Below are 26729 nucleotides of genomic sequence, written 5' to 3' on the forward strand. Positions count from 1 at the left end.
TGAGAGAGCCGCACATGGGCACCGATCAGGGACGCACAGCAGGCTCATGGACAGGTTTTCACACATCCACCACGCAGCGCGCCCGCCATCCGCCCTCCTGCGGCGTCAGCGAGAGCTGCGTCAGGGTGGCACCCTTCACCTCGACGCCGCGCTCCAGTTCCGCCGTCCACGGCTGTCCCGCCGCCTCGCCGTGCCAGCGGCTGCCCTCGCGCCGGAGCCGGAAACGGCACCACACCAGGCGCCGGCTCTGCGCCTCCGCCAGCAGCAGGTTGAGCCAGGTCACCAGCGCCAGCTCCGGGTCGGCCTCGTCGAAGTCCAGCTCCAGCTGCTGCTCCGGGCGCAACGCGGCGAGATCGGTCATCACCGCGAACATCGCCTCGGCTGCCGCCTCCATCGCCGCCTCGGGGGTCGCCCCGCAGGCCTCGATGCCGAGGTCGGCGTCGTGATCGAAATAGCCGTAGCGCTGCGTTGCCGTCGCCGGCACGTCAGGTAAGACCATGGCGTCGCCTCCGCGCCCCGCTCCCGCCCGGGAGTGGGCATCGTGAATCCTTCATTATATGAAGCCGCCCGGGCGACGGCGGACTCGCCTCCTCCGCCCGCCGCAGTCGAAAAAACCGCCGCTTTCCACCCTGCCAGCGCTACGGCGGACTAGCCTATGAAATGGGAGCGAACGGCAAGGAGAGCGCGATGACCACGCTGGCGCTGGCGGGCGACGTGATGCTGGGACGGCTGGTGAGCGACATCGTGATCAAGAACCCGGCGGCCCAGCCCTGGGGTGACCTGCTGCCGGTCATGGGCGGTGCCGACGCCCGCCTCGTCAACCTGGAATGCGCCATCACCCGGCACCACCAGCGCTGGACGCGCACCGACAAGGTGTTCCACTTCCGCGCCGACCCACGGGTGGTCGAGGTGCTGCGCGCGGCACGCATCGACGCCGTCGCGCTCGCCAACAACCACGTGCTCGATTACAACGAAGCCGGCCTGCTCGACACCCTGCAGCATCTCGACCGCGCCGACATCGCCCACGCCGGCGCCGGCCACGACCTGGCCGAAGCCTGCCGGCCGGCGCTGATCGACGCCCGCGGCTGCCGCGTGGCGCTGATCGCCATCACCGACAACGAGCCGCCGTTCGCCGCCACGAGCGAGCACGCCGGCACGCGCTACCTGCCGATCGACCCGGCCAGCCTGCCGGAGGTGGAACGCCAGGTGCGGGCCGCGCGCGCTGCCGGTGCGGCGCTGGTGGTGCTGTCCTGCCACTGGGGGCCGAACATGGTCGAACGCCCACCGGCGCACTTCCGCGCTTTCGCCCGCGCCGCCATCGACCTGGGCGTGGACCTGTTCCACGGCCACAGCGCCCACCTGTGCCAGGGCGTCGAGATTCACCACGGCAAGCCCATCCTGTACGACACCGGCGACTTCCTCGACGACTACGCGGTCGACCCGTGGTGGCGCAACGACTGGAGCTTCCTGTTCCTGGCAAGCTTCGACGCCGGCCGCTTGAGCCGGCTCGAGCTGGTGCCGGTGCTGCTCACGCTGGCGCGGGTCCAGCGCGCGCCCGAGCCCGAGCGTTCCGCGCTGTGCCGGCGCATGCGGGCGCTCTCGGCCGAATTCGGCACCGACTTGATCGAGGTTGGTGAACGACTGCGCTGGGAGGCGGGAGATGGCGGGGATGCGGGGGCGTAGGCACGCTGCCGCCCGTACATGAAGAAAACTAGTGCTCCTCCCGGTCGAGCTGCTGCGCCAGCGCCTGCAGCGCCGGGCTGATTTCGACGCGATACGGCCGCGTTGCCGGTAACCGCGATAACTGCGCGGCGACGTGGTCGCGGCTTTGCGCCAGGGGCACTGCCTCGCTCACGCGCTGCCCCTGCCGCATGGAGCTTTGCAGTAAGGGCACGCCGGCCGGCGGCGGTTCGTCCAGCAAGGCCACCACGTCGTGCTCGAAGCGGCCGTCCACGGCGTAGCAGCGATACACCTGCTTGCGGCCGGGCCAGGTCGCCTTGCCGGCGGAGCGCTTGCGCCGCGCCGTGCCGGCGTATTCCTGCAGCTTGTAGACGCAGTCGAGGTAGGGGCTGTCGCAGGAGGTGTCGACGCGCGTGCCGACACCGAAGCCGTCGATCGGCGCCCCCGCGGCGAGCAGGCCGCGCAGTTCGTCCTCGTCGAGGTTGCCGCTGCAGAAGATGCCGATGCCGTGCTGGCCGGCCTCGTCGAGAATGGCCCGCACCGCGCGCGCATGCGCGGCGAGGTCGCCGCTATCGAGCCGCACCGAGCCGATGCGGATGCCCTGCTGTGCCAGCCGGGGCGCCAGCGCCGCCACCTTGTGCGCCGCCGCTTCGGTGTCGTAGGTATCGATCAGGAACACCACGTTGTCCGGCTGCGAGCGGGCAAAGCGCTCAAAGGCCTCGACCTCGGTGGCGTGCGCCTCGACGTAAGAATGCGCCATGGTGCCGAACACCGGGATGCCGAACCGCATCCCGGCCTGCACCGTCGCCGTACCGTCGTACCCGGCCAGGTAGCAGGCGCGCGCCGCCATCAGGCCGGCCTCGCCGCCGTGGGTGCGGCGAAAGCCGAAGTCCACCAGGCGCTTGCCCGGCGCGGCCAGGGTGCAGCGTACCGCCTTGGACGCCACCACGGTCTGGAAATGCACCAGGTTGATGAGCCGGCTCTCGATCAGCTGGGCCTGGGCGATCGGCGCCGTGACGCGCAGGATCGGTTCGTTGGGGTAGAACAGCGTGCCCTCGGGCATGGCGTCGATGTCGCCGCGGAAGCGGAAGTCGCGCAGGTAATCGAGAAAGGCCGGCTTGAAACGGTGCTGGCTGGCAAGCCAGTCAAGCTCCTCCGGGGCAAAGCGCAGGGTCTCGACATACGCCAAGAGCTGTTCCAGGCCCGCCGCGATCAGGAAATCGCGCCCCGGCGGCAGGCTGCGCACGAAACATTCGAAGACCGCGGTCTCCGCCATGCCTTCGTCGAAATAGGCCTGCAGCATGGTGAGCTGGTACCAGTCGGTCAGGAGCACGCTGCCGGGCGAGTCGCTCATGCCGCCAGATCCTGAAACACCACCGGATGCGCGCCGAGCCGGCACATCTCGCCCTCGGCGCGCATGCCGTCGTCGGGATCGACGTTGACGGCACGGATCGCATCCACCAACAGGCACACCGTGAACCCCTGCTTGAGGGCATCGCGCACGGTGTTGAGCACGCAATAGTCGGTGGCGAGCCCACCGACGAACAGACGCCCCACCCCGTTACGCTGCAGCGCATGTTCCAGCCGCGTGCCGTCGAAGCCGGAATAGGCGTCCCGCCTGATATGCATGGCCTTCGAGACGACAACGGTCGAGCGCGGCAGGTGCAGCCTCGGCGCGAACTGGGCCCCCTCGCTGCCGGCAATGCAATGCGCCGGCCAAGGCCCCCCCTGCTGGGCGAACGAACAGTGATCGGGAGGGTGCCAATCCCGGGTGGCATATACCGGCAAGCGCTGAGCCACGAAAACATCGATATAACGATTGAGCACCGGCACCACCTCGTCGCCGCTACCCACCGCCAACCGCCCGCCAGGCAGGAAGTCGTTCTGCACGTCGACCACGAGAAGGGCATCTCCGTGCGACAGCGTTATGACAGATGGGGACATGGCAATCATCCCGAAGCAATAATTCCTCACTTTATTGTAGACCCGCTGTCTGGCTGCGGCAGGAACGACAAGGCCCACGCCGGCCATTTGCAGCCGGACGGACGGGCCAGGATCCAGGATCCAGGATCAGGGTGAGAGAAAGGGGATGCCCGCAGCGTGTTCAGGGCGAGGGGGCGCCATGAGGGGACAGGTGGGCGCGCAGCCACTGCGCGGCGTGGTTGGCGACCTCGGTGAGCGTGCCCGGCTCCTCGAACAGATGGGTGGCGCCGGGAACGATGACGAGCGAGGTCGGGCAGTGCATGTGCGCCTGCGCCTCCTGATTCAGACGGATGACCTCGATGTCGAGCTCACCCACCAGCAGCAGGGTCGGACTGTGCACCTGCGCCAGCGCCGCCGCGCCGGCCAGATCGGGGCGGCCGCCACGCGACACCACGGCGGCGATGTCCGCGCCCTGGTGCGCCGCCGCGCGCAGCGCCGCGGCGGCGCCGGTGCTGGCGCCGAAATAACCCACTGGCAGCGCGGCGGTGTCGGGCTGGCGCTTGAGCCAGGCGGTCGCGGTCTCCAGCCGCTCGGTGAGCAGGGCGATATCGAAGCGCGTCTGGTAGACCTGGTCTTCCTCGCGCGTCAGCAGATCGAACAACAGCGTGGCGATGCCGGCCTCCTGCAGCACCTCGGCAACGTAGTTGTTGCGCGGACTGAAGCGGCCGCTGCCGCTGCCGTGGGCAAACAGCACGACGCCGACCGCCCCCAGGGGAATCTCGAGGTGCCCCTCGAGCCAGGCCTCCTGCACCGGAATGGCCACTTCACGTTTGCCGCTTTGCATCTTGCCCCCTCGCCGCCAGCACGCCGGTCAGCCGGTGTATCGTCCCTTCACTGTAGCCCATGGCGCTGCGTGCCGGGCGATGATCCGGGGCCGGGAGCCGGGCACGCGGCGATGACCGCACCGCCAAGCCACTCGAGGAGGTGTGCGCCAACACTGGCTTTGTCTCCACCACCCACTTCGCCACCAAGTACAAGGCGCAGTTCGAGATCTCCCCGATCCGCGACCGCAAGTGCTGCCAGGGCATGCTCTGAGCGGCGCGCGGCGCCGTCTTTCCCGGTGATGTCGCGGAGGCCGGCAAAAATGACCGGGAACCGGCGCCCCTCCTTGCCTACACTGGAACGGTCGATTCCGGCACATCGCCGCGAAGACCCACCCCGAGGAGAACAGCGTGAACGATGCTCCCAAAATCCTGGCGTTTGCCGGCAGCGCCCGCAAAGATTCCTGGAACAAGAAACTGGTGCACATCGCCGCCAACGGCGCCCGCGCCGCCGGCGCCGACGTCACCCTGATCGACCTGCGCGACTTTCCCATGCCGCTCTACGATGGCGACGAGGAGAGCGAGAACGGCATACCGGACAACGCCCTGCGGCTGCGCGAACTGATGCTCAACCACCAGGGTCTGCTGCTCGCCTCGCCGGAATACAACGGTTCGATTTCCCCGCTGCTGAAGAACACCATCGACTGGACCACGCGCCAGGTCGACAGCAGTCCCGGCCTCGCCCCCTACACCGGCAAGGTGGCGGCCCTGCTCGCCACCTCGCCGGGCGGCTTCGGCGGCCTGCGCGGCCTGGTGCACGTGCGCGCCATCCTGGGCAACATCGGGGTGATCGTGATGCCGGAGCAACTGGCGGTCGGGGTCGCCCACGAGGCGTTCGGCGCCGACGGCGCCATGGCCAACCCCAAGCAACAACATGCCGTGGAAGAACTGGGCGCCAACCTGGCCAGGCTGCTCGCCAAGCTGCACAACCTGTCGCTGGCGCCGGAGTCCACCGAACGCCGACACGACCTGACCCGGCTGCGCTGACACGTCCCGCCGCAAGAGCCTGTTCCAGCGCTGCGTCCCGCCGTGCCCGGCCGCAGCGGCGAAGAGACCTTGAACAGGCGCCAAGGTAACAACGAACCAAGGCCCGCTGCACGCGGGCTTTGTCGCCTCGGGAGGCGGGGGTCCCGGACACGCCAGGACCAACATGCTCGCCGACGCGGCTCTCGGCCCTGGCGGCGGCGCAGCGTCATGGCGTGGGCCACGCCGGCAAGCCCGGCTCAGCTCTGGCCGATGCCAGGACGCAGAAGTCGTGCCGCCCTCGGGCAGCGCGCGCCGCCGCGCACGCTCTCTGATGGCATCTCCGCCGCACCCAGTCCGCCGCCTCCCACCCCTCCGGTATTTATGCAACAGCCACGCAACCGCCCGAAACTTTTCTTGCTTTCCCACCAAACTTGTATGATAACCTGATGACAAGATTACAAGACGTAAAAGCCCCGCGTGGCTGACCGCTCGCGACGGTCACGCCAAAGCGCCGCGTCACCTCAGAGTTCAGAACATCGAGTGCCGGGCCGCCATCCGCCCCACTCGAGACAGACGGAGACACAACATGAGTAAAACGCTTGGAGTCATCGGCCTCGGCTCGATGGGATTCGGTGCCGCGCTGAGCGCCCTGCGCCGCGACGTCAGCACCTGGGGGTTCGACCTCAATCCGCACACCTGCGAACGCTTTGCGGCCGAGGGCGGCAAGGTGGCGGGCAGCCTGGCCGATCTGGCCCGGCACAGCGACGTGGTGCTGGTGCTGGTGGTCAACGCTGCCCAGACCGAGAGCGTGCTGTTCGGCGACAACGGCATCGCGGCCCACCTGAAGCCCGGCTCGGTGGTGGTGACCGCCGCCACGGTCGACCCCACCCTGCCGCCGCAGTGGGAAGCACGCCTGGCGGAACGCAAAATCTTCCTGATCGACGGGCCGGTGTCCGGCGGCGCGGCCAAGGCCGCCGCCGGCGAGATGACGGTGATGGCGTCGGGCACACCGGAGGCGTTCGCCGCCGCCGGCGACCTGCTGCAAGCCTACGCCGGCAAGATCTACCGTCTGGGCGACAAGGCCGGAGTCGGCTCCACCGTAAAGATGGTCAACCAGCACCTGGCCGGCGTGCACATCGCCGCCGCCTGCGAGGCGATGGCGCTGGGCATCCGCGCCGGCGCCCATCCCGACGAGCTGTACGAGGTGATCTGCAACTCCGCCGGCATGAGCTGGATGTTCCAGAACCGCGTGCCGCACATCCTGGCCGGCGACTACACCCCGCTGTCGGCGGTCAACATCTTCGTCAAGGACCTGGGCATCGTGCTCGATGCGGCACGCAAGCTCGCCTTCCCGCTGCCGCTCGCCTCCGCCGCGCACCAGCTCTACCTCGGCACCGCCGCCGCCGGCCACGGCCAGGAAGACGACAGCGCCGTGATCAAGCTCTACGCCGCGCTCACCGGCATCGAGCTGCCGCAAGGCAAGGAGGCCGCATGATCCTCGGCGTGATCGCAGACGATTTCACCGGCGCCACCGACGTCGCCAGCATGCTGGTGCGCGCGGGTTTGAAAACGGTGCAGGTGATCGGCGTGCCGGACGGCCCGGCGCCCGAAGCCGACGCCGTGGTGGTGGCGCTCAAGTCGCGCACCAACCCGGCTGGCGAGGCGGTGCGAGATTCGCTCACCGCGCTCGACTGGCTCAAGACCGGCGGCGCACGCCAGTTCTACTTCAAGTACTGCTCGACCTTCGACTCCACCGCCGAGGGCAATATCGGCCCGGTGACCGAGGCGCTGCTGCAGGCGCTCGGCAGCGATTTCACCATCGCCTGCCCGGCCTTTCCCGAGAACAGTCGCACCGTGTTCCGCGGCCACCTGTTCGTCGGCGACCAGCTGCTGTCCGACTCCGGCATGCGCCACCACCCGCTCACGCCGATGACCGACGCCAACCTGGTCAATGTGCTGCAGTCGCAAATGCCGGGCGCTGTCGGGCTGGTGCGCTACGACACCGTGGCGCAGGGTACGGCGGCGCTGCAGGCGCGCTTTGCTGAGCTGCGCGCCGAGGGGGTGAAGTGCGCGGTGGTCGATGCGATTTCCAACGACGACCTGCGCACCATCGCCGCCGCCTGCGTCGAGCTGCCGCTCATCACCGCCGGCTCCGGCGTGGCGCTCGGTCTGCCCGAGGTCTATGCAGCCCGCGGCTGGGTGACACCGGATGCGCGCGCCGCCGAGCTGCCCGCCGTGGGCGGTGCCGCCGCGGTGCTGTCCGGCTCCTGCTCGCAGGCCACCAACGGCCAGGTGCAGCACTGGATAGACGCCGGCCGACCGGCACGGCGTATCGACCCGCGCGAACTGGCCGCCGGCCGTCCGCTCGCCGCCGAGGCGCTGGCCTGGGTGCTGGCGCAGTCCGAGCCGGCGCTGGTGTACGCCACCTCGAACCCGGATGACGTCCGGGCGGTGCAGGCCGAGCTCGGCGTCGAACGGGCCGGTCAACTGGTGGAACAGTGCCTGGCGCAGATCGCGCACGGCCTGACCGAAAACGGCGTGCGCCGCCTGGTGGTGGCGGGCGGCGAGACCTCCGGCGCGGTGGTGCAGGCGCTGGGCGTCAGCCAGCTGCGCATCGGCGCCGCCATCGACCCCGGCGTGCCGTGGACCCAGGTGGAGGGCCGGCCGCTGCTGTTGGCGCTCAAGTCCGGCAACTTCGGCACTGTCGATTTCTTCGGCAAAGCCTTGCAGCAGGTGCACTGACCATGAACCGTCATCAAGACTTCCTGCGCCAGGAGATGTGCCGCGTCGGCCGCTCGCTGTTCGAGCGCGGCTACGTCCACGCCAGCGCCGGCAACATCAGCGTGCGGCTGAACGACGAACAAGGCGGTGGCTTCCTGATCACCCCCACCGACGCCTGCCTGGGCTTTCTCGAGCCCGAGCGCATTGCCTGGGTCGACGCCGACGGCGAGCAGCAGAGCGGCGACCGTGCCAGCAAGACGCTGGCGCTGCACCGGCGCATCTACCAGGCCGAGCCCGAGGCGCGCTGCGTGATCCATACCCACTCCACCCACCTGGTGGCGCTGACGCTGCAAGGCGTGTGGAGCGAGGCCGACATCGTGCCGCCGATCACGCCCTACTTCGTGATGAAGGTGGGCCACGTGCCGCTGATTCCGTACCACCGCCCCGGCGACCCCGAGGCGGCCGAACGGGTGGCGGAAGCCATCGCCACGGCGCGCCGGCGCGGTGTGCCGATCCGCGCGGTGATGCTGGAGCGGCTCGGCCCCAACGTCTGGCACGACAGCCCGGCCAACGCCATGGCCACCCTGGAGGAACTGGAAGAAACCGCCCGGCTGTGGCTGACGGTCAGCCCCCGCCCGGCGCCCCTGAACGAACAACAGATCGAAGCATTACGGCGCACCTTCGCGGCGCGCTGGTAATCCGGCTGGGAAACCAGTCAAGCTGCACCCTGGCCCGTTCCAGGTAATGACCGTGCGCCACCCAATAAAAACAACTCGGTGACGCACATTAACTAAAGTAGAGGAGACATTACCATGAGCAGTATTGCCCAGCAGCAAATCGGCACGGCCATCATGAGTCGTGAAGACAGCGTGTTCAGCAAGGTATCGTGGCGCATCGTGCCACTGATCATTCTCTGTTACGTGGTTTCCTATCTCGACCGCGTCAACGTCGGTTTTGCCAAGCTGCAGATGTCGCAACAGCTCGGCTTCAGCGAAACCATGTTCGGCCTCGGCGCCGGCATCTTCTTCCTCGGCTATTTCCTGTTCGAAGTACCGAGCAACCTCGCCCTGAGCCGCTTCGGCGCCAAGGTCTGGATCGCCCGCATCATGATCACCTGGGGCCTGGTCTCGGCCGGTTTTGCCTTTGTCAAAACCCCCACCGCGTTTTACGTGATGCGCTTCCTGCTGGGGTTGGCCGAAGCCGGCTTCTACCCCGGCATCATCCTCTACCTCACCTACTGGTACCCGTCGCACCGACGCGCCAAGATCGTGGCGATGTTCATGTCGGCGATTCCGGTGTCCGGCATTTTCGGCAACCCGCTCTCCGGTTTCATCATGGATGCCTTCGGCGGCGTGGGCGGCTGGGCCGGCTGGCAGTGGATGTTCGTGATCGAGGCGGTGCCGGCGGTGCTGGTCGGTCTGGTGGTGCTGTGCTACCTCGACGATTCCGTGGCCAAGGCCAAATGGCTGAGCGAGGAAGAGAAGAGCGTAGTGGCCCAGGCCATCGCCGAAGACACCAAGCACAAGGAGCACAGCGCCCATGCCCTGAGCGCGTTCAAAGACGCCCGAGTGTGGTTCATGAGCCTGATCTACTTCTGCTTCGTGATGGGCCAATACGGCCTGACCTTCTGGATGCCCACCTTCATCAAGTCGACCGGGGTCACCAGCAACCTGTACATCGGCGTGCTGAGCGCCATCCCCTTCCTCTCCGCCATCATTGCCATGAACGGCTTCGGCCGCAGCGCGGATGCCCGCCGCGAGCGCCGCTGGCATCTGGTGATCCCCGCCCTGATGGGCAGCGTCGGCTTCATCGTCGCGGCATCGTTTACCCAGAGCACCGCCGTGTCCCTGGTGTTCCTGTCGCTGGCCGCGGCCGGGGTGCTGACCTGCGCCCCGCTGTTCTGGTCCTTGCCGACCGCCTTCCTCGGTGGCACGGCCGCCGCCGCCGGTATCGCGGTGATCAACTCGGTCGGCAACCTCGCCGGTTTCGTCAGCCCCTACCTGATCGGCACGCTCAAGGACATGACGGGCAGCACCTCCGCCGGCATGTACGTGCTCGCCGGCAGCCTGGTGGTGGGCGCCATCGCCGTATTGCGCACCCCGGCCAAGCTGGTTAACCGTTAAACCTGTTTGCAGCATGGCGACAGAGACCAAATCCAGCGTTGCACGCTACTCTGTGCTCCTGGCACCGCGTCTTTGGTCTCTGTGCCGATGTTGACACCCGGGTTACCCACTGCTTGACCATTATTAGCTGAAGCAAAGAGATCACCATGCCGCAATTTGCCGCCAACCTGACCATGATGTACACGGAACACGACTTTCTCGACCGCTTCGCCGCGGCCGCTCGAGACGGGTTCCGCGCCATCGAGTACCTGTTTCCCTACGACTACCCGGCGGCCGACATCGCCACCCGCCTCGACGCCCACGGCCTGACCCAGGCGCTGTTCAACCTGCCGCCGGGCGACTGGGCCGCGGGCGAGCGCGGCATTGCCGCCCTGCCGGGACGCGAGGCCGAGTTTGCCGCCTCGCTGGAGCGTGCGCTGGACTATGCACACGCCACCGGCTGCCGCCGCCTGCACGCCATGGCCGGGCTGGTGCCGCAAGGCGCCGACCTCGCCGCCATGCGCACCACCTTCGTCACCAACCTGCGTCTGGCCGCACGCCGCTGCGCGGAACACGGCATCACGCTCTTGATCGAGCCGATCAACCAGCGCGACATGCCGGGCTACTTCCTCAGCTATCAGCAGCAGGCGCACGACATCGTGGCCGAGGTGGACGAGCCCAACCTGAAAGTGCAGATGGACTGGTACCACTGCCAGATCATGGAGGGCGACATCGCCATGCGCCTGCGCCGCCACCTGGCCGGCGTCGGCCACGTGCAGATCGCCGGCGTGCCGGAGCGTCACGAGCCGGACAGCGGGGAGCTGAACTACCCCTACCTGTTCGCGCTGCTCGACGAACTGGGTTACGACGGTTACATCGGCTGCGAATACCGGCCGCGCGCCGGCACCTCGGCCGGACTGGGCTGGTTCCAGCCCTACAAGGAGGCACAACGATGAAGCTCTTGATCACTGGCGGCGCCGGTTTCCTCGGCGCACGCCTGGCGCGCACCCTGCTCGCCCGTGGCGAACTCACAGGGCGTACCATCGAACGGCTGGTGCTGGCCGACCTGGTACCCGCCCCCGACGACCTGCGCGCCGACCCGCGCGTGGAAGTACACGTCGGTACCGTGCTCGATCTGGCCGCATCGCTTAACACGGAGCGTTTCGACGGCGTGTTCCACCTCGCCTCGGCGGTGTCGTCCGAATGCGAGGCGGATTTCGAGCTCGGCCTGCGCTCCAACCTCGACAGCACGCGCTCCCTGCTCGACGCCTTGCGCGCCGCCGGCAACGCCCCGCGCCTGGTGTTTTCCAGCTCGGTGGCGGTGTTCGGCAGCGACCCGGCGCTACCGCTGCCGGCGGTGGTGCGCGACGACACGCTGCCCACGCCGCAATCGTCCTACGGTGTGCAGAAGTTCATCTGCGAACAACTGGTGGCTGACTACACGCGCAAGGGCTTCATCGACGGCCGCGTGGCGCGGCTGATGACGGTCTCGGTACGACCGGGCCGCCCCAACGGCGCGGCGTCGAGCTTCCTCTCCGGTATCATCCGCGAGCCCCTGGCCGGCCAGGAAACGATCTGCCCGGTGTCGCCCGACACCGAGGTAGCGCTGGCCTCCCCGGCCAACACCATCGCCGGACTGATCGCAGTATTCGAAGCCAGCCGCGACGCCTTCGGCGGCCGCACCGCGCTCAACCTGCCGGCGCTGACGGTGCGCGTGCAGGACATGCTCGATGCGCTGGAAAGCGTCGGCGGCAGCGCGGCGCGGGCTCGGGTGCGCTTCGAACCCGACGCGGCGATCGCCCGCATCGTCGGCAGCTGGCCGGCGCGCTTCGAATCGCCACGCGGGGAACGCCTGGGTCTGCGGGCCGACACCGACTTCCTCAGCATCGTCGAGCAGTACCGCAGCGATTTCCCCGCTGCCGTCCAGCCCGCCTGACCCTCTCCCGATCATCCACTTTCTTTTCCGCATGCCGGGCCTGGCCCGGCAGGGGAAAGGCTTGCCTGCCGGTTTGACAGGCAAGCCCTCTCCCATCCGCCAGATCGAAGAACGCGCCGGCGGCCCCAAAGGAAGGTATGAAGCTGTACCGCTAGGCGCAGTTCGGCCCGGTGATCCCGGTGGCACCGTTCGAGGACGCGCAGGGCTACGTGATCAGCTCGGACTACGGCCAGCCGGTGCACGCGTTCCTGCGCCAAACCCTGGCCCGAGCCGACTCAACGTTGGCCGAAGCCGTGCCGCTGCTGCACGGCGGCAGCGTCAAACCGGACAATGCCGCGGCGCTGTTCGCCATGCTGGATATCGATGGGGGATTGATCGGGAGCGCCGCGCTCGAGGCGGGGTCGTTGCTGTCGATTTACCACGCCGTGCCTTGAGCAGGCTCGCTACGGCTGTCTTGGCGGTACACGAAAGGAGGGACGATGCGGTAGGGTGAGGCGGCCCGCCGCATCTATCTGGGCCTCAGGGCAGGCGCAGCGTTTGCGCCAGCTTCTCGCCTTCCTGGTCCCAGAACGCCGGGTCGGCCGCACGGATGCGGCGGATCGCGTTGTCCATATGGGAGGCGGCGGCCTTGCGCGCGCGCGCCGGGTCGCCGCGTTCGATGGCGGTGACGATGGCGTTGTGCTCGTCCTGCACTTCCTTGAAGAAATCCTCGCGGCGCGCTTCGTTGGCCCGCGTCACCTGGGTGGCGCCGCGCAGGTACTGCGACAGGTAATCCAACGTCGAAATCAGGAACGGGTTGCCGGCGGCCGCAGCGATGCTGCGGTGAAAGTTCACATCCTCTTCAACCCCGTCGCGGCCGCTTTGCGCCGCCTCGGCCAGCGCCGCCACGGCCGCGCGGATCGCCGCCAGATCCTGCTCGCTGCGACGCCCCGCCGCCAGGCCGGCCGCCTCGGCCTCCAGCACGCGCCGCACCTCGGCCATCTGCACCACGGCCTCCAGCGAAGCGGTATACGCCGCATCGAACGAGAGCGGACGAATCCCGGGTTCCTGTACCAGCACCCCATAGCCTTGGCGCGAAATGACCAGGCCCAGCGACTTCAACTGGGACACCGCTTCGCGAATCACGGTGCGACTCACCTTGAATTGATCGACCAGCTGGGCTTCGGACGGCAGCTTGTCGCCCGGCTGCAAAGCGCCCGAATGGATGCGCTCGGCCAGTGCCTCAGCCACTTGCTCGGACAAACGCGCGCCGGCGTGGACGGGTTGAAACTCAAGGGCCACAACATGCCTTTCAGTTGTATGAAGAGATGATAAGAAGATAGCACTGTCCGCGGTGGTGCGTGGCGCTAATTTGGCTGTTCTCCGAGGCGTGCCCGGGCTTGCCTCGGCCATGGGTGGCATGCGCCCATCCAACATCGCGGGCAGGAAGATACGGCAGAGCAAGCGTCGCCATTGAGGCCAGGCCAAGCACGCTTGTTAAAACAATCAGGAAGAGTCGGAAGAGAGCGTCATGGAGCAATAGCGCCTGTTCCGCACGAAAGCCGTCAGGCCCTGGTGGCCTGACGGGGTGATCGCTAGAGATGACTTAAAAATCTTTGCGACGCAGTGCTTCCGGCAGAGCGAACAGCAAGATCAAGGCGCACACCGTGCACAGCACGCCGATCACATAGAGCGCCGGGGTAGTGCTGCCGGTCATGTCCTTGATGTAGCCGACCATCACCGGGCTGACGATCCCGCCGAGTTGGCCGAGTGTGTTGATCAGCGCGATGCCGGCGGCGGCTCCGGCCCCCACTACCAGCTTGGGCGGGAGGGCCCAGAACGCCGGAATCGAGGCGATTACGCCGGCCCCCAGTACGCCGAGAGCAAGCATCAGCAGTCCGGCCTGCTTGTCGAACACGCCGGCGGCAAAGAAGCCGGCGGCCGCCAGAGCCAACAGGATCGCAACGAACTTGCGGCGCTCGCCGCTGGCATCCGACAAGCGGCCCACCACGACCATGGCCACGGCGCCACACAAATAAGGCACGGCAGTGAGCAGGCCGATGGTGGTCGGGTCTTGCAGACCAGCGCTCTTGATCAATTGCGGCGCCCAGAAGTTGAGCCCGTATGAGGCGATCTGGATCAGGAAGTAAATCAGCCCGAGCAGCAGGAATCCAGGGGTCTTGATGGCGCCGAGCAAGGAATGGCCACCACCGCCGATACGCTTGTGCTGCTCGGCGATCTGATCGGCCAGATAGGTTTTCTCGTCCTCGTTCAACCAGCCGGCATCGGCGATGCGGTCCTTCAGCGCCACGAGCACCGCCAGGCCGAGCAACACACAGGGCAGCCCGCCAAGCAGGAACAGCCAGTGCCAGCCGGCAATACCCAACACACCGTTCATGTGCCCGAGCACCAGCCCGGCCGCCGGCGCCCCCACCAGGCCGGAGAAGGCCGAGGCAAGGAATAGCAGCGAAGTCACGCGACCACGGTGCCCGGCCGGGAACCACAGCGTCAGGTAATACAGCACGCCAGGGGCAAAGCCGGCCTCCATGGCGCCAATGATGAAGCGCAGCGTATAGAACTGCCAATCGGTGCGCACGAATACCATCAAGGCGGTGGCGATCCCCCACGAGATCATGATGCGCGCAATCCAGCGCCGCGCTCCCACCTTGTACAGCATCATGTTGCTCGGTACTTCAAACAGCACATAGCCGACAACGAACAGGCTGGCTCCCAGGCCGTAGGCGGTGTTACTCAATCCGAGATCGCTCTGCAGCTGGAACTTGGCAAAGCTGATGTTGATGCGGTCGAAAAAGGCGAACAGGTAACACACCATGATCAGTGGCATGATGCGCCAAGTCACTTTGTGGATGATGGCCGAAGCCTGTTGTTCGCTCGGCACGCTGGCCGCGCTCAGAGCATTGAGTTGAGACATGGTTTCTCCTCGCCAGGCCATCGTGTGGCCCGGTTCTGTGTTGTGGATGATGCGTGATTTCGGCCCAGCTCGGTGAAGCCAGACCAAGGTGCGGAGCCCTACAGACCTCGCACGTATTCAGGTACCGGGTGGACATCGCAGTTACGCCCGGCCTTCATCACCTGCCCAGGCACATCGTGGCCGAGCAGTGCAGGCAAGGTGCGCGACAGTTCGATGAGCAGAGGCAGATCGATGCCGGTGGGAATGCCCATCTCGTCGCACAGGTTGACCAGGTCCTCGGTGCAAATATTGCCGGAGGCACCGGGTGCGAACGGGCAGCCGCCCAGCCCGCCCAGCGCCGCATCGAAGCGGCGCGCTCCTGCCTCATAGGCAGCCAGCACGTTGGCGAGGCCAAGACCGCGCGTGTTGTGGAAGTGCAGAGTCAGGCTGGCAGGCGTCAGCCGATGTAGCGCACGCATGATCATGCGATCCACCTGCCTCGGATTGGCCATGCCGGTGGTATCCGCCAGCGTGATGCCATCCAGGCCCAAGTCCAGATACTGGTCGATCAGCCGCATGACGCGATCCTCCTCGATACGGCCCTCGAACGGACAGCCGAAGGCAGTCGCCACCGTACCGTTCAGCGTGACGCCACCCACATCACGTGCCAGCGCCACGATATCCCCGAACGCCGCCAGCGAGGCCTCGCAACTCATGCGCATATTGGCGCGGTTGTGTGTCTGGCTGGCCGACATCACCAGGTTGAGTTCATCCGCCTTGGCCGCCAGCGCGCGCTCAGCCCCCTTGCGGTTGGGCACCAGCGCGACATAGATCACGCCTGTTCTGCGCCGGATGCCGGCAAACACCTGCTCACCATCGCGCAGCGCCGGAATGGCCTTGGGCGACACGAATGAACCCGCCTCGATACGGCTGAAGCCGGCATGCGACAACTGATCAATCAGCGCGATCTTGTCTGCCGTCTCCACCCAGGTCGGCTCGATCTGCAGGCCGTCGCGCGGCGCCACTTCCTGCACAATCAATTGCTCGGAATAGTCGATGATCATTGCACCGCTCCTTCCGCACGCAGTCGCGCGATCTCCGCCTCGCTCAGGCCGAGCCCGGCCAGTACGGCCTGAGTGTGTTCGCCCAGCGTTGGCCCCTGCCAGCGTACCTCCCCCGGCGTATCCGACAGCTTGGGCACGATGCCGGGCATCTTCACTGCCGTGCCGTCAGGCAGCTCGGCGGGAACGATCATGCCGCGCGCCTGGTAGTGCGGGTCTGCCACAATGTCAGCTACCGAGTAGATGCGCCCGGCCGGTACCTCGGCCGCTTCCAGCGCAACCAATACCTCCTCCATGCTGTGGCGGGACGACCACGCGGCAATGGCGGCATCCAATAGCTCGCACTGAGCGGCACGGCCGTCGTTGTGCTGAAAATCCGGATGCTCGGCCAGATCGGGCCGGCCGATCACCTGCATCAGGCGCTTGAAGATCGGGTTGCTGTTGCCGGCGATCACCACAAAGCCACCATCTTCGGTGGGATAGGTATTGGAGGGGGCGATACCAGGCAGCGCGCCGCCGCTGCGCTCACGCACATGGCCCAGCAGGTCGTACTCGGGCACCAGGCTTTCCATCAGGTTAAACACGCTCTCGACCAGCGAAACGTCCACCACCTGCCCTTCACCCTGCCCGGTCTTGACGCGCAGTAGCGACATCAGCGTGCCGATCACCGCATGCAGCGAGGCAAGCGAGTCCCCCAGACTGATGCCGGTGCGTGCCGGCACCCCGTTCATCTCTCCGGTGGTATAACGAATGCCGCCCATCGCCTCGCCGATGGCGCCAAAGCCGGGACGGTCACGGTAGGGGCCAGTCTGACCGTAGCCGGAGATGCGCACCATGGTCAGCTTGGGATTGAGTTCATGCAGTACGTCCCAACCCAGGCCAAGCTTTTCCAGCGCGCCGGGACGCAGGTTCTCGATCAGGACATCGGCCTCGGCGACCAGCCGCTTGATGACGGCGATGCCGTCAGGGGACTTCAGATTGACGCAGACGGATTTCTTGTTGCGTGACTGCAGATACCACCAGAGCGAGGTACCCTGATGCAGCTTGCGCCATTTGCGAATCGGATCGCCGTCGTCGGGCGCCTCGATCTTGATCACTTCGGCGCCGAATTCCGCCAGCAGCCGGGCGGCAAACGGCGCGGCGATCAACGTGCCGATCTCGATGACACGAATACCGTTTAACGGTCCACTCATTGTTCGTTTCTCCTACGTGGTGCGGTGTGTAGGAGAAAATTAGCCTTTCCAATCCACGCAGGTCCAACCGTATTCCGCCAAGGATCGTTCGCAAACCGCGAAAGCTGGCATCAAGCGGGATCGTTCCGTTCCACGGTACGCAGATGCTCCAGCAACAGCTGACTGACGGGGGGTAAGGTCTTGCTGTCACGCACCACGACCGTCAACTCGCGATCGCTCCAGTCATCCTCCAGTGGCACGGCCACCAGCCCGAGCGGCTTGCCCAAAGCGGTATACACCTTGAGTGGCACCACCCCCACGCCCATGCCGGCTTGCACCATCCGGCACACTGCGTCAAACCCCGGCACATGGATACGCAGGCGCAATGACTTGCCGGCCTGGCGTGCGGCCAAATGAGTGCGCATATTAATGGAGCTGGCCGAATGCAGCCCGACATGATCGAAGTCCAGCGTGTCGGTGAACGCTACCCGCTCGCGTCCGGCCAAGGGGTTGTCCGGGCACATCACCATCACCAGCTTGTCGTAGCGGTAATGCGCCGTTTCCAGCTCGCGCGTGTCGCTATCGCCGGAGCAGATGCCGATATCGGCCAATCCATCCGCCACCATCTTCACCACACCACCGCTGGGTCTTTCTTCCAGCTCCAGCTTGATTTGCGGGTGCAAGGCCTGAAAGGCACGCAGATCTTCCGGCAGGAATTCGACGATGGCCGACATATTGGCCGCCATGCGCACAAAGCCGCGCACCCCCTTCGCATGCTCAGCCAACTCGATGCCGATTTTCTCGATATCGTTCAGCACGCGGCGCACGTGGTGCAGCATGGTCTCGCCGGCCGGCGTCAAACTCATCCCCTTGGCTTGGCGTACGAACAATGTCGCCCCAACGGCTTCCTCCAAATCCAGCAAACGCTTGCTGGCGGCAGAAATGGCTAAAGCTTCGCGCCGAGCTGCACGCGTGAGCGTGCCCTCCTCGTAGACGGCCATGAAGAGTTGCAGCGTGGTCAGGTCCAAACGCCTCAAGAGATGTTTCAATGTCATGGCAGGCTAGCAAGGGTAGGCAAGAAAGCTATGCTATTCGTTCTGTAACAAGGGGGAATACATAATTTTAAAAACCGGCAAGAGAGGTGGTGGAGCGAGTCGACAGCAAGTGCACGCGGCGCAAGCGATGCCATCAATCGCATTCGTGACAATACCCGGCAAGCCATGTCGCTGGTGCAAAATATTTCGGACAGCATCGTCGAGCAAAGCTCTGCAAGTCAAACCATCGCCCAAAAAGTGAAGCAAATAGCCCAGATGGCCGAAGGAAACTCAGCTGCCGCCAGCAGCTCCGCGTCGGTTGTCCTGGATTTGCAGCGGCAATCCAAGCGCATCCTGGCTACCGTTTCGCATTACCGCGTCTAAGATAGGCTGCCAAGCCGCCAATCTGAAGCAACTGGCCTGAGCATTTTGCAAGACACGCTCTACCCGCTCTTCACACACCAATAGCCATCGTGCGCATGGATGGATGATGCCGATGATGGAGAAGGAGCGAATCCGAGATAGCGAGAACGGATTACCACAATGAAGAGGGCCGGCTTTGGCTAGCGGAGATGTTTGCAGAACCAGAACTTAAGGAGTGGCGTTGAACTGTACCAAAACTCGAGCAACATCAAATGGCATAACAAATGGCTCACCCGAGCGCTTTGAACAATAAAAAAAGCCCTGAATGTGTCAGGGCTTTTTCAATGTATTCTGGCGGAGAGGGGGGGATTCGAACCCCCGTTAGGGTATTACCCTAAACACGCTTTCCAGGCGTGCGACTTAAACCACTCATCCACCTCTCCAGAACTGATCTGATGCCGTCGTCGTTTGCGTTTCGTCGTCAGAGGCTGCGCAGTATATAAGCCCTTTTTACGACTGGCAAGCTTTTTTATACGCAATATGCAGCTCCAGTTCGCCAAGATATGCCGAGATGGCCCGCTTTTCCTGCTCGAGCCAGCGCCAAATAGCTGATCGAAAAGGAGAATCGGCCAGCCAGTGCGCCGAACACGTCCGCACGGGCTCGAAACCACGGGCGAGCTTGTGTTCACCCTGCGCCCCACCTTCAAACATGGCGAGCCCGTGACGGATGCAATAAGCGATGCCTTGGTAGTAGCACAGCTCGAAATGCAGGCAGGAAACCTCCTCCAACGCACCCCAATAGCGGCCGTACAGCTGGCGCCCGTCCTTCAGGCACAGGCTGGCGGCCACTGGCTCCCCATCCAGACACGCCAGGAACAGCACCAGATGTTCGGCCAACCGCTCGCCGATCACGCGGAAAAACGCCAGGTTGAGGTAGGGCGTGGAACGGTGTTCGCGGTAGGTCTGACAGTAGCAAGCGTGAAAAAACGCCCAATCGTCATCCGAAATCTCGCCCCCTTCCTTGACCGCGATCTCGACGCCCTGCTCGGCAACACGCCGCCTCTCCTGCCGGATCTTCTTGCGCTTGTCGCGGCTCAGCGCGTCGAGAAAATCGTCGAAGTCGCGATAGCCACGATTGCGCCAGTGAAACTGCACGCCATGACGCTCCAGCCAGCCGGCCTCGGCCAACAAAGCCATGTCGTCGGGCGCCGGGTACAACACGTGCGCGGACGAGAGCCCGAGCTCGCGCACCTGGTGCGGCAGCTCGGCAACCAGGGAGGCACGGGCCTCCGGCACGCCGAGAAAGCGCTGCCCGCCGACCGGGGTGAACGGTATCGCCAGCAGCAGCTTGGGATAGTAGGCCAGCCCGGCGCGCTGATAGGCTTCGGCCCAGGCCCAGTCGAATACGTATTCGCCATAAGAATGGGTTTTAAGATAGGCGGGTGCGGCGGCCATCAGCTGCTCGCCGTCACGGTACACCAGATGGTGGGGCTGCCAGCCGGTCTCCCGACTCACCGCCCCGCTCTGCTCCAGGGCGGCAAGCCAGCCATGGGCGAGAAAGGGCTGGTCGTCGGCGCACAGCGCATCCCATTGGCTGGCCGGTAGCCCGCTCAAACCATTCAGCGACGCTATCGTCACTCCCGCTCCTTTCAGGAAATCATGCCGCTCTTCAGGTAGAATCGGCCTTATTGTTGATTAACCGACCTAGCCACCAAGATGCGTATCGCGCTCGCCCAGTTCAATCCCGTTGTCGGCGACATTGCCGGCAATACCCGCAAGATTCTCGACCTCGCCCACCAGGCCATGGCCCAGGGCGCCGATGTGCTGGTCACGCCGGAGCTGGCGCTGACCGGCTACAGCCCGGAAGACCTGCTGCTGCGCGACCACTTCTACCGCGAATGCAACAAGGCGCTGGACGAGTTGCTCGAACTGGACGGTATCACGCTGGTGGTCGGCCATCCGGTCAAGCTCGGCCACGAACGCTTCAACGCCGCCACGGTAATGCGTGACGGCAATCGCCTGGGCCAGTACCACAAGATGCTGCTGCCCAACGATGAAGTGTTCGACGAGTGCCGCTACTTTACTCCCGGCGGTGCGCCGCTGGTATTCCAGCAGGACGGGGTCAACGTCGGCGTGCTGATCTGCGAGGACGTCTGGTCGCTCGACCCCGCCGCCGAAACCGCCGATGCCGGCGCCGACATGGTGCTGGTACTGAACGCCTCTCCGTTCCACCGCAACAAGATCGAGACCCGCCACGAGACGGTGCGCTACCGCGTCGAGGAAACCGGCCTGCCGTTCGCCTACGTCAACCTCACCGGTGGCCAGGACGAACTGGTATTCGACGGCGCCTCGTTCGCGCTCAACAAGGCCGGCGAAGTCGTGGCACAGGCCGCCGCCTACGACGACGAACTCTTGATCGTCGAGATGGCCGATGGCGACCTGCAACCAGCCAGCAAAGCCGCCCTGCCCTGTCCGCTGGAGAGCGTGTACAAGACGCTGGTGGTCGGCGTGCGCGACTACATCGGCAAGAACGGCTTCCCCGGCGTGCTGCTCGGTCTCTCCGGCGGCATCGACTCGGCGCTGACGCTGGCCATCGCCTACGACGCGCTGGGCGCCGACAAGGTACACGCGGTAATGATGCCGAGCCGCTACACCGCCGACATTTCCGTGACTGACTCGCGCGACATGATCGAACGGCTCGGCGTGAAGTACGAAGAAATCGCCATCTGGCCGATGTATGAAAGCTTCGTCTCGGCACTGGCGCCGTCGTTCGAAGGGTTGGCCGAAGACACCACCGAAGAGAACCTGCAGGCGCGCATCCGCGGCACGTTGCTGATGGCGCTGTCCAACAAGACCGGCAAGCTGGTACTGACCACCGGCAACAAGTCCGAGATGACCACCGGCTACTGCACGTTGTACGGCGACATGGCCGGCGGCTTCGCCGTGCTCAAGGACGTCGCCAAGACCCTGGTCTTCCAGCTCTGCCACTGGCGTAACGCCCAGAAAGAGATCATTCCGTTAAGAATTATTACCCGGCCGCCTTCCGCGGAACTGCGCCCGGACCAAAAAGACCAAGACAGTCTGCCGCCCTACGATGTGCTCGACGCCATCATGGCGCGCTACGTGGAAGAGAATCTGTCCGCTGCCGAAATCATCGCCGAGGGCTTTGCCGAGGCCGATGTGCGGCGCGTGGTTCGCCTTCTCAAGATCAACGAGTACAAGCGCCGCCAGGCCCCGGTCGGTCCGCGCGTCACCCACCGCGGTTTCGGCAAGGACTGGCGCTACCCGATCACCAACCGCTTCAGCTGATAGCTTGTGAATAAATCTGTTACGCCTCCCCATCCCGGCCCTGCGATGCTCGCCGTACCACTTGTACGGCTGTGCTTCTCGAACCAGCCTGTGGACGCGGCGATGACCGCAGGGAATCCCTGTGGGACGATTTCTTTCACAAGCTCCAAGTAGCTGGATTGCTGGAAAGGACTCCATGAAGAAGCTCTTACCGATCATCCTCGCCGCCACGTTCGCCCTGCCCGCCCATGCCGCCGCCCTCGCCCAGCTCAAGGCCTTCGTCGCCGGCAGCAAGACCCTGTCCGCCAGCTTCTCGCAGGTGGTCAGCGCCAAGGGCAAGCGCGAAGAGGCCAGCGGCCAGCTGGAAATCTCCCGTCCCGGCAAGTTCCGCTGGGAATACGCCAAACCCTACGAACAGCTCATCGTCGGCGACAGCAAGCGGCTGTGGATCTACGACAAGGAGCTGGCCCAGGTCACCAGCAAGTCGCTGGACGCCGCGCTGGGCTCCAGCCCGGCCGCGCTCCTGGCCGGCAGCAACGCCATCGAGCGCGACTATCGCCTGAAGGAAGCCGGCACACAGGACGGCATCGAATGGCTCAGCGCCGCGCCGAAGAAGAGCGAGAACACCTTCCAGTCGATCCGCATGGGCTTTCGCGCCAACACGCTGGTCACCATGGAACTGCACGACAGCTTCGGCAACACCACGCTGATCCGCTTCGCCGACATGAAAAAGAACCCGGTGCTGGCGCCGTCGCGCTTCACCTTCACCCCGCCCAAGGGCGTGGACGTGATTTCGGACTGATACCGTGACCGACCTGTTTGCCCGCGAACCGAAAAAACCGTTGGCCGAAGCGCTGCGCCCCACCTCGCTCGACGAGGTCATCGGCCAGCCGCACCTGATCGGCCCGGGCAAGCCGCTGCGCCTGGCGGTGGAATCGAAAACCCCGCACTCGATGATCCTGTGGGGTCCGCCCGGCGTCGGCAAGACCACGTTGGCACGCATCCTCGCCCACAGCTTCGACGCCGAATTCATCCCGCTGTCGGCGGTGTTCTCCGGCGTCAAAGACATCCGCGAGGCAGTCGACCGGGCGCAGGCGGTGCTGCAGCGCGACGGTCGCCACACCATCCTGTTCGTCGACGAAGTGCACCGCTTCAACAAGAGCCAGCAGGACGCCTTCCTGCCCTACGTCGAATCCGGCCTCCTGACCTTCATCGGCGCCACCACCGAGAACCCATCGTTCGAGGTCAACTCGGCGCTGTTGTCGCGCGCCCAGGTGTACGTGCTCAACGCGCTGACCGACGACGACTTCAAGGCGCTGTTCGCGCGCGCCGTCGCCAGCGGCGTCCTGCCCGGCCTGACCTTCGACGACAGCGCCCTGGCGACGCTGAGCGGCTACGCCGACGGCGACGCCCGCCGTTTCCTCAACCTGCTGGAGCAGACCCGCACCGCCGCCGGCGCCCGCCACGTCGAACGCATCGACACCGACTTCCTGTCTGAAGTGCTCACCGTCAACGCACGCCGCTTCGACAAGGGCGGCGACGCCTTCTACGACCAGATCTCGGCGCTGCACAAATCGGTGCGCGGCTCCAATCCGGACGGCGCGCTGTACTGGCTGACGCGCATGCTCGACGGCGGCGCCGACCCGCGCTACCTGGCACGCCGCCTGGTGCGCATGGCCTGGGAGGACATCGGGCTGGCCGACCCGCGCGCCGCGCGCATCGCGCTCGACGCCGCCGACACCTACGAGCGCCTCGGCAGCCCGGAAGGCGAATTGGCGCTGGCCCAGGCTGCGATCTACCTTGCCGTGGCCCCCAAGAGCAACGCCGGCTACAAGGCGTATAATGAGGCGCGCGCCTTCATCCGCCAGGACGTCTCGCGCCCGGTGCCGGTGCACCTGCGCAACGCGCCGACCAAGCTGATGAAGGAGCTGGGATACGGCCACGCCTACCGCTACGCCCACGACGAACCGCACGCCTACGCCGCCGGCGAAACCTATTTGCCGGAGGGCATCGAAGACCATCGCTGGTACGAACCGGTGGAGCGCGGGCTGGAAGGCAAAATTCAAGAAAAACTGCGGTTTCTCAGGCAACTGGATGAAGAGACGAAAGCACCACCACGATCATGACTGGCACAAGGTCAGGCTGGAACAGTTCGCGGCCAAGCGGCTCATCGCCGTGCTCAACCGCCTGTCCCGGCCCGGCCATTACCTGCTGGGCCCGCATCGCGAATCGCCCGACTTCTCCATCCTGCGCCGCCAGAACGGCGAGCCCTCGCAAAAAATCGGCCTGGAAGTGACACACATCTATGGCAGCACCCACGATGCTGCCATAATCAACGGCTGGCACAAGGACAAGACCGACAAGTTGCTCGCCACGCAGCAGCCGGCACTGATGAAAGACATCTTCCTGCAACTGGACCGGGCCATCGAGGACAAGAACGACAAGTTCGCGGCCTACACCATCAAACCCTGCTGGCTCTTGATCCGTAACGCCAACGCGCGCGTCATGCACCGCGACTGGCAAAACTATTTACACAACAAGGACTTTCAGGACAGTCCTTTTGAAAAGATCTGGCTCATCACCGACCGCCAGCTTCAGATCATCAACATCAAATAGACCAACACCATGCTAGACATTCAACTCCTTCGCAGTCAGCCGGAAACCGTTGCCGAGCGCCTGGCCGCCCGCGGCTACCAGCTGGACACCGACGCCTTCGGCCAACTCGAGAACGAGCGCAAGGCACTGCAGACCCGCATGCAGGAACTGCAGGCACGCCGCAACGCCACCTCCAAGCAGATCGGCGAAGCCAAGCGCAAAGGGGAAGACGTCTCCGCCATCATGGCCGAAGTGGCTACCCTGGGAGACGAGCTGAAAGCCGCTGAAGCCGCCTTCGAAGCCGTACAGCAGAAGCTGGAGCACTGGCTGATGACCATCCCCAACCTGCCGCACGAATCGGTGCCGCAGGGCAAGGACGAAAACGCCAACGTCGAAGTGCGCCGCGTCGGCGTGCCGCGCTCGTTCGACTTCGAGGTCAAGGACCACGTCGACGTCGGCAGCCCGCTTGGGCTCGACTTCGAAACCGGCGCCAAGCTCTCCGGCGCCCGCTTCACCGTGCTGCGCGGCGAGATCGCCCAGCTGCACCGCGCCCTGGCGCAGTTCATGCTCAACACCCACACCAACCAGCACGGCTACACCGAGATGTACACCCCGTACATCGTCAACGACAGCGTGCTGTTCGGCACCGGCCAGCTGCCCAAGTTCGCCGAGGACATGTTCAAGGTGACGCGTGGCGGCGAGGAAGGCGCGGTCGACCAGTACCTGATCTCCACCTCGGAAATCACCCTGACCAACACCGTGCGCGAAAGCATCCTCAAGCTCGACGAGCTGCCGATCAAGATGACCGCGCACTCGCCCTGCTTCCGCTCCGAAGCCGGCTCCTACGGCCGCGACACGCGCGGCATGATCCGTCAGCACCAGTTCGACAAGGTCGAAATGGTGCAGGTGGTGCATCCGGAAAAATCGTACGACGCGCTGGAAGAAATGGTCGGCCACGCCGAAGCCATCCTCAAGGCGCTGGAACTGCCCTACCGCGTGATCACGCTGTGCACCGGCGACATGGGCTTTGGCGCCGCCAAGACCTACGACCTGGAAGTCTGGCTGCCGGCACAGAACACCTACCGCGAAATCTCCAGCTGCTCCAACTGCGAAGCCTTCCAGGCGCGCCGCATGCAGGCCCGCTTCAAGGACGAAAACGGCAAGAACCAGCTGGTGCACACTCTGAACGGCTCTGGCCTCGCCGTCGGCCGCACGCTGGTGGCAGTGCTGGAAAACTACCAGAACGCCGATGGCTCCGTGACCATTCCGACCGTGCTGCGCCCCTATCTCGGCGGCAAGGAAAAGATCGGCAGCTGATCCCCGCCACAGCAGGAAGAACGCAAAACCGGGATGCGATCCCGGTTTTTTTCTGCGCCATAGGCGACGGCAAGCAGGGTAATTTTCTTCAATACCGCCCGATGCGGGCTCCCCTATCCTCGACCGGGTGTTCCCCACCTACGAGGTCATCATGCAAGTTCTACTCTCCATGTCCGCCTTCGCACTGGCCGCCTCCATCTCGCCCGGACCGGTCAATATCGTGGCCCTCAGCAGCGGCGCCAATCACGGCTTTGCCGCCAGCCTGAGCCATGTCAGCGGCGCGACCATCGGTTTTACCCTCCTCCTGTTGCTAACCGGACTGGGACTGAACGAATTGCTGGCCGGCTGGCCCGCCGCAAGCCGCCTCCTGCAATGGGGCGGGATCGGCTTCCTGCTGTACCTGGCATGGAAGCTGGCCAGCGACAACGGAGAACTGAGCCATAGCCAGCAACGCCCCTCCTTCCATCACGGCGCCATCATGCAGTGGCTCAACCCCAAAGCCTGGCTGGCGGCCCTGGCGGGGATGGGGGCCTACGCCAGTGACGGCGACAGCTCACTGATCTGGCAGTTTGCTGCCATCTATTTCGTCATCTGCTATCTGTCGATCGCCTGCTGGGCCTATGCCGGAGCCCGGCTGCAACACCTGCTGCGCCACCCCGCCCGCATGCGCCTGTTCAATCGCATGCTGGCCTTGCTGCTGGCTGGCAGCACCCTGTATCTGCTGTAAGAACCTGTTCACGATCTTGCTGCGTCGCCCTGTCGGGGCTCATGTGCACTGCGTGCGAATCTGTCGCTGAGCC

26 protein-coding genes and 1 tRNA gene are annotated in these 26729 nt (G+C 65.3%); 16 read left to right on the forward strand and 11 right to left on the reverse strand.

Annotated elements, in window-relative coordinates; translation table 11 throughout:
* Positions 1-58: 58 nt before the first annotated feature.
* Positions 59-499 (reverse strand): archease, encoded by a 441-nt coding sequence (locus B9N72_RS15480; protein ID WP_085277205.1) that lies wholly within the window; start codon positions 497-499, stop codon positions 59-61.
* Between the two features lie 188 nt (positions 500-687).
* On the opposite strand from B9N72_RS15480, the gene B9N72_RS15485 reads away from it, so the two are divergent.
* Complete coding sequence (locus tag B9N72_RS15485; protein WP_085277206.1) at positions 688-1683, forward strand: CapA family protein; 996 nt, start codon at positions 688-690, stop codon at positions 1681-1683.
* A gap of 28 nt (positions 1684-1711) precedes the next feature.
* Here B9N72_RS15485 and B9N72_RS15490 read toward each other — a convergent pair whose 3' ends face one another.
* The 3 genes from B9N72_RS15490 to B9N72_RS15500 all read right to left on the reverse strand — a co-directional run bounded on the left by B9N72_RS15490 (position 1712) and on the right by B9N72_RS15500 (position 4447).
* Positions 1712-3034 carry a nicotinate phosphoribosyltransferase gene (locus B9N72_RS15490; protein ID WP_085277207.1) on the reverse strand — a complete coding sequence of 441 codons (1323 nt, stop codon included), beginning with the start codon at positions 3032-3034 and terminating at the stop codon, positions 1712-1714.
* Positions 3031-3624, reverse strand: a complete 594-nt coding sequence (locus B9N72_RS15495; RefSeq protein WP_085277274.1) for an isochorismatase family protein — start codon at positions 3622-3624, stop codon at positions 3031-3033. Before B9N72_RS15495 ends, B9N72_RS15490 begins: the two co-directional genes overlap by 4 nt.
* Positions 3625-3784: 160 nt before the next feature.
* Positions 3785-4447 carry a dienelactone hydrolase family protein gene (locus B9N72_RS15500; protein WP_085277208.1) on the reverse strand — a complete coding sequence of 221 codons (663 nt, stop codon included), beginning with the start codon at positions 4445-4447 and terminating at the stop codon, positions 3785-3787.
* A 388-nt stretch (positions 4448-4835) separates the two neighbouring features.
* Between B9N72_RS15500 and B9N72_RS15505 the strand changes: the two genes are divergently transcribed.
* The 8 genes from B9N72_RS15505 (at position 4836) to B9N72_RS15540 (ending at position 12643) form a co-directional block, all read left to right on the forward strand.
* A complete protein-coding gene (locus B9N72_RS15505; protein WP_085277209.1) occupies positions 4836-5471 on the forward strand; it encodes an NADPH-dependent FMN reductase in 636 nt (211 codons plus the stop codon).
* A 532-nt stretch (positions 5472-6003) separates the two neighbouring features.
* Positions 6004-6945: an L-threonate dehydrogenase gene (ltnD, locus tag B9N72_RS15510; RefSeq protein WP_268808250.1), complete on the forward strand. Its 942-nt coding sequence runs from the start codon at positions 6004-6006 to the stop codon at positions 6943-6945.
* On the forward strand, positions 6942-8192 hold the full coding sequence (otnK, locus tag B9N72_RS15515) for a 3-oxo-tetronate kinase (protein ID WP_085277211.1): 1251 nt from the start codon (positions 6942-6944) through the stop codon (positions 8190-8192). Before ltnD ends, otnK begins: the two co-directional genes overlap by 4 nt.
* Before the next feature lie 2 nt (positions 8193-8194).
* A complete protein-coding gene (locus tag B9N72_RS15520) occupies positions 8195-8869 on the forward strand; it encodes a class II aldolase/adducin family protein (RefSeq protein WP_085277212.1) in 675 nt (224 codons plus the stop codon).
* A gap of 114 nt (positions 8870-8983) precedes the next feature.
* Positions 8984-10294 (forward strand): MFS transporter, encoded by a 1311-nt coding sequence (locus tag B9N72_RS15525; protein WP_085277213.1) that lies wholly within the window; start codon positions 8984-8986, stop codon positions 10292-10294.
* Positions 10295-10440: 146 nt separating this feature from the next.
* A complete protein-coding gene (gene otnI, locus B9N72_RS15530) occupies positions 10441-11229 on the forward strand; it encodes a 2-oxo-tetronate isomerase (RefSeq protein ID WP_085277214.1) in 789 nt (262 codons plus the stop codon).
* Positions 11226-12209, forward strand: coding sequence for a D-erythronate dehydrogenase (gene denD / locus B9N72_RS15535; RefSeq protein ID WP_085277215.1), 984 nt, complete (start codon positions 11226-11228; stop codon positions 12207-12209). The genes otnI and denD overlap by 4 nt, the downstream gene beginning before the upstream one ends.
* Positions 12210-12388: 179 nt before the next feature.
* Positions 12389-12643, forward strand: coding sequence for a triose-phosphate isomerase (locus B9N72_RS15540; protein ID WP_200811019.1), 255 nt, complete (start codon positions 12389-12391; stop codon positions 12641-12643).
* Positions 12644-12728: 85 nt separating this feature from the next.
* Here the strand turns inward: B9N72_RS15540 and B9N72_RS15545 are convergent, their stop codons facing one another.
* From B9N72_RS15545 to B9N72_RS15565, 5 genes are all read right to left on the reverse strand, one after another.
* A complete protein-coding gene (locus B9N72_RS15545; RefSeq protein ID WP_234986005.1) occupies positions 12729-13451 on the reverse strand; it encodes a FadR/GntR family transcriptional regulator in 723 nt (240 codons plus the stop codon).
* A 343-nt stretch (positions 13452-13794) separates the two neighbouring features.
* Entirely contained in the window at positions 13795-15120 is a 1326-nt protein-coding gene (locus B9N72_RS15550; RefSeq protein ID WP_085277218.1) for an MFS transporter, read from the reverse strand.
* 98 nt (positions 15121-15218) lie between these two features.
* Positions 15219-16163 (reverse strand): hydroxymethylglutaryl-CoA lyase, encoded by a 945-nt coding sequence (locus B9N72_RS15555; protein ID WP_085277219.1) that lies wholly within the window; start codon positions 16161-16163, stop codon positions 15219-15221.
* Positions 16160-17353, reverse strand: a complete 1194-nt coding sequence (locus B9N72_RS15560; RefSeq protein ID WP_085277220.1) for a CaiB/BaiF CoA transferase family protein — start codon at positions 17351-17353, stop codon at positions 16160-16162. The genes B9N72_RS15555 and B9N72_RS15560 overlap by 4 nt, the downstream gene beginning before the upstream one ends.
* A gap of 110 nt (positions 17354-17463) precedes the next feature.
* The gene (locus B9N72_RS15565) at positions 17464-18387 is read right to left on the reverse strand and encodes a LysR family transcriptional regulator (RefSeq protein ID WP_085277221.1); all 924 of its coding nucleotides are present in this window, start codon (positions 18385-18387) and stop codon (positions 17464-17466) included.
* Positions 18388-18552: 165 nt separating this feature from the next.
* Between B9N72_RS15565 and B9N72_RS21110 the strand changes: the two genes are divergently transcribed.
* Positions 18553-18750 (forward strand): hypothetical protein, encoded by a 198-nt coding sequence (locus B9N72_RS21110; RefSeq protein WP_085277222.1) that lies wholly within the window; start codon positions 18553-18555, stop codon positions 18748-18750.
* 331 nt (positions 18751-19081) lie between these two features.
* Here B9N72_RS21110 and B9N72_RS15575 read toward each other — a convergent pair.
* Both B9N72_RS15575 and B9N72_RS15580 read right to left on the reverse strand, forming a co-directional pair.
* Positions 19082-19172 (reverse strand) — tRNA-Ser (locus tag B9N72_RS15575).
* Between the two features lie 67 nt (positions 19173-19239).
* The gene (locus tag B9N72_RS15580; RefSeq protein ID WP_085277223.1) at positions 19240-20367 is read right to left on the reverse strand and encodes a GNAT family N-acetyltransferase; all 1128 of its coding nucleotides are present in this window, start codon (positions 20365-20367) and stop codon (positions 19240-19242) included.
* A gap of 78 nt (positions 20368-20445) precedes the next feature.
* Between B9N72_RS15580 and B9N72_RS15585 the strand changes: the two genes are divergently transcribed.
* The 6 genes from B9N72_RS15585 (at position 20446) to B9N72_RS15610 (ending at position 26656) form a co-directional block, all read left to right on the forward strand.
* Positions 20446-22038, forward strand: coding sequence for an NAD+ synthase (locus tag B9N72_RS15585; protein WP_085277224.1), 1593 nt, complete (start codon positions 20446-20448; stop codon positions 22036-22038).
* Between the two features lie 175 nt (positions 22039-22213).
* Positions 22214-22819, forward strand: a complete 606-nt coding sequence (gene lolA, locus B9N72_RS15590; RefSeq protein ID WP_085277225.1) for an outer membrane lipoprotein periplasmic chaperone LolA — start codon at positions 22214-22216, stop codon at positions 22817-22819.
* A 4-nt stretch (positions 22820-22823) separates the two neighbouring features.
* Positions 22824-24143: a replication-associated recombination protein A gene (locus B9N72_RS15595; protein ID WP_085277226.1), complete on the forward strand. Its 1320-nt coding sequence runs from the start codon at positions 22824-22826 to the stop codon at positions 24141-24143.
* Positions 24112-24633: a hypothetical protein gene (locus B9N72_RS15600; protein WP_085277227.1), complete on the forward strand. Its 522-nt coding sequence runs from the start codon at positions 24112-24114 to the stop codon at positions 24631-24633. The genes B9N72_RS15595 and B9N72_RS15600 overlap by 32 nt, the downstream gene beginning before the upstream one ends.
* A 9-nt stretch (positions 24634-24642) precedes the next feature.
* Entirely contained in the window at positions 24643-25929 is a 1287-nt protein-coding gene (serS, locus tag B9N72_RS15605) for a serine--tRNA ligase (protein ID WP_085277228.1), read from the forward strand.
* 151 nt (positions 25930-26080) lie between these two features.
* On the forward strand, positions 26081-26656 hold the full coding sequence (locus B9N72_RS15610; protein ID WP_085277229.1) for a LysE family translocator: 576 nt from the start codon (positions 26081-26083) through the stop codon (positions 26654-26656).
* The last annotated feature ends 73 nt before the right edge of the window (positions 26657-26729 follow it).

The organism is Pseudogulbenkiania subflava DSM 22618, assembly GCF_900177275.1.
GTDB classification, from domain to species: Bacteria; Pseudomonadota; Gammaproteobacteria; order Burkholderiales; family Chromobacteriaceae; genus Pseudogulbenkiania; species Pseudogulbenkiania subflava.

What these genes read in the sequence shown, in the direction of transcription:
- B9N72_RS15480 (WP_085277205.1), bottom strand. Translation starts at nt 499, where the DNA reads ATGGTCTTACCTGACGTGCCGGCGACGGCAACGCAGCGCTACGGCTAT.
- B9N72_RS15485 (WP_085277206.1), top strand. Translation starts at nt 688, where the DNA reads ATGACCACGCTGGCGCTGGCGGGCGACGTGATGCTGGGACGGCTGGTG.
- B9N72_RS15490 (WP_085277207.1), bottom strand. Translation starts at nt 3,034, where the DNA reads ATGAGCGACTCGCCCGGCAGCGTGCTCCTGACCGACTGGTACCAGCTC.
- B9N72_RS15495 (WP_085277274.1), bottom strand. Translation starts at nt 3,624, where the DNA reads ATGTCCCCATCTGTCATAACGCTGTCGCACGGAGATGCCCTTCTCGTG.
- B9N72_RS15500 (WP_085277208.1), bottom strand. Translation starts at nt 4,447, where the DNA reads ATGCAAAGCGGCAAACGTGAAGTGGCCATTCCGGTGCAGGAGGCCTGG.
- otnK (WP_085277211.1), top strand. Translation starts at nt 6,942, where the DNA reads ATGATCCTCGGCGTGATCGCAGACGATTTCACCGGCGCCACCGACGTC.
- B9N72_RS15520 (WP_085277212.1), top strand. Translation starts at nt 8,195, where the DNA reads ATGAACCGTCATCAAGACTTCCTGCGCCAGGAGATGTGCCGCGTCGGC.
- B9N72_RS15525 (WP_085277213.1), top strand. Translation starts at nt 8,984, where the DNA reads ATGAGCAGTATTGCCCAGCAGCAAATCGGCACGGCCATCATGAGTCGT.
- otnI (WP_085277214.1), top strand. Translation starts at nt 10,441, where the DNA reads ATGCCGCAATTTGCCGCCAACCTGACCATGATGTACACGGAACACGAC.
- denD (WP_085277215.1), top strand. Translation starts at nt 11,226, where the DNA reads ATGAAGCTCTTGATCACTGGCGGCGCCGGTTTCCTCGGCGCACGCCTG.
- B9N72_RS15550 (WP_085277218.1), bottom strand. Translation starts at nt 15,120, where the DNA reads ATGTCTCAACTCAATGCTCTGAGCGCGGCCAGCGTGCCGAGCGAACAA.
- B9N72_RS15555 (WP_085277219.1), bottom strand. Translation starts at nt 16,163, where the DNA reads ATGATCATCGACTATTCCGAGCAATTGATTGTGCAGGAAGTGGCGCCG.
- B9N72_RS15560 (WP_085277220.1), bottom strand. Translation starts at nt 17,353, where the DNA reads ATGAGTGGACCGTTAAACGGTATTCGTGTCATCGAGATCGGCACGTTG.
- B9N72_RS15565 (WP_085277221.1), bottom strand. Translation starts at nt 18,387, where the DNA reads ATGACATTGAAACATCTCTTGAGGCGTTTGGACCTGACCACGCTGCAA.
- B9N72_RS21110 (WP_085277222.1), top strand. Translation starts at nt 18,553, where the DNA reads ATGTCGCTGGTGCAAAATATTTCGGACAGCATCGTCGAGCAAAGCTCT.
- B9N72_RS15585 (WP_085277224.1), top strand. Translation starts at nt 20,446, where the DNA reads ATGCGTATCGCGCTCGCCCAGTTCAATCCCGTTGTCGGCGACATTGCC.
- lolA (WP_085277225.1), top strand. Translation starts at nt 22,214, where the DNA reads ATGAAGAAGCTCTTACCGATCATCCTCGCCGCCACGTTCGCCCTGCCC.
- B9N72_RS15600 (WP_085277227.1), top strand. Translation starts at nt 24,112, where the DNA reads ATGAAGAGACGAAAGCACCACCACGATCATGACTGGCACAAGGTCAGG.
- serS (WP_085277228.1), top strand. Translation starts at nt 24,643, where the DNA reads ATGCTAGACATTCAACTCCTTCGCAGTCAGCCGGAAACCGTTGCCGAG.
- B9N72_RS15610 (WP_085277229.1), top strand. Translation starts at nt 26,081, where the DNA reads ATGCAAGTTCTACTCTCCATGTCCGCCTTCGCACTGGCCGCCTCCATC.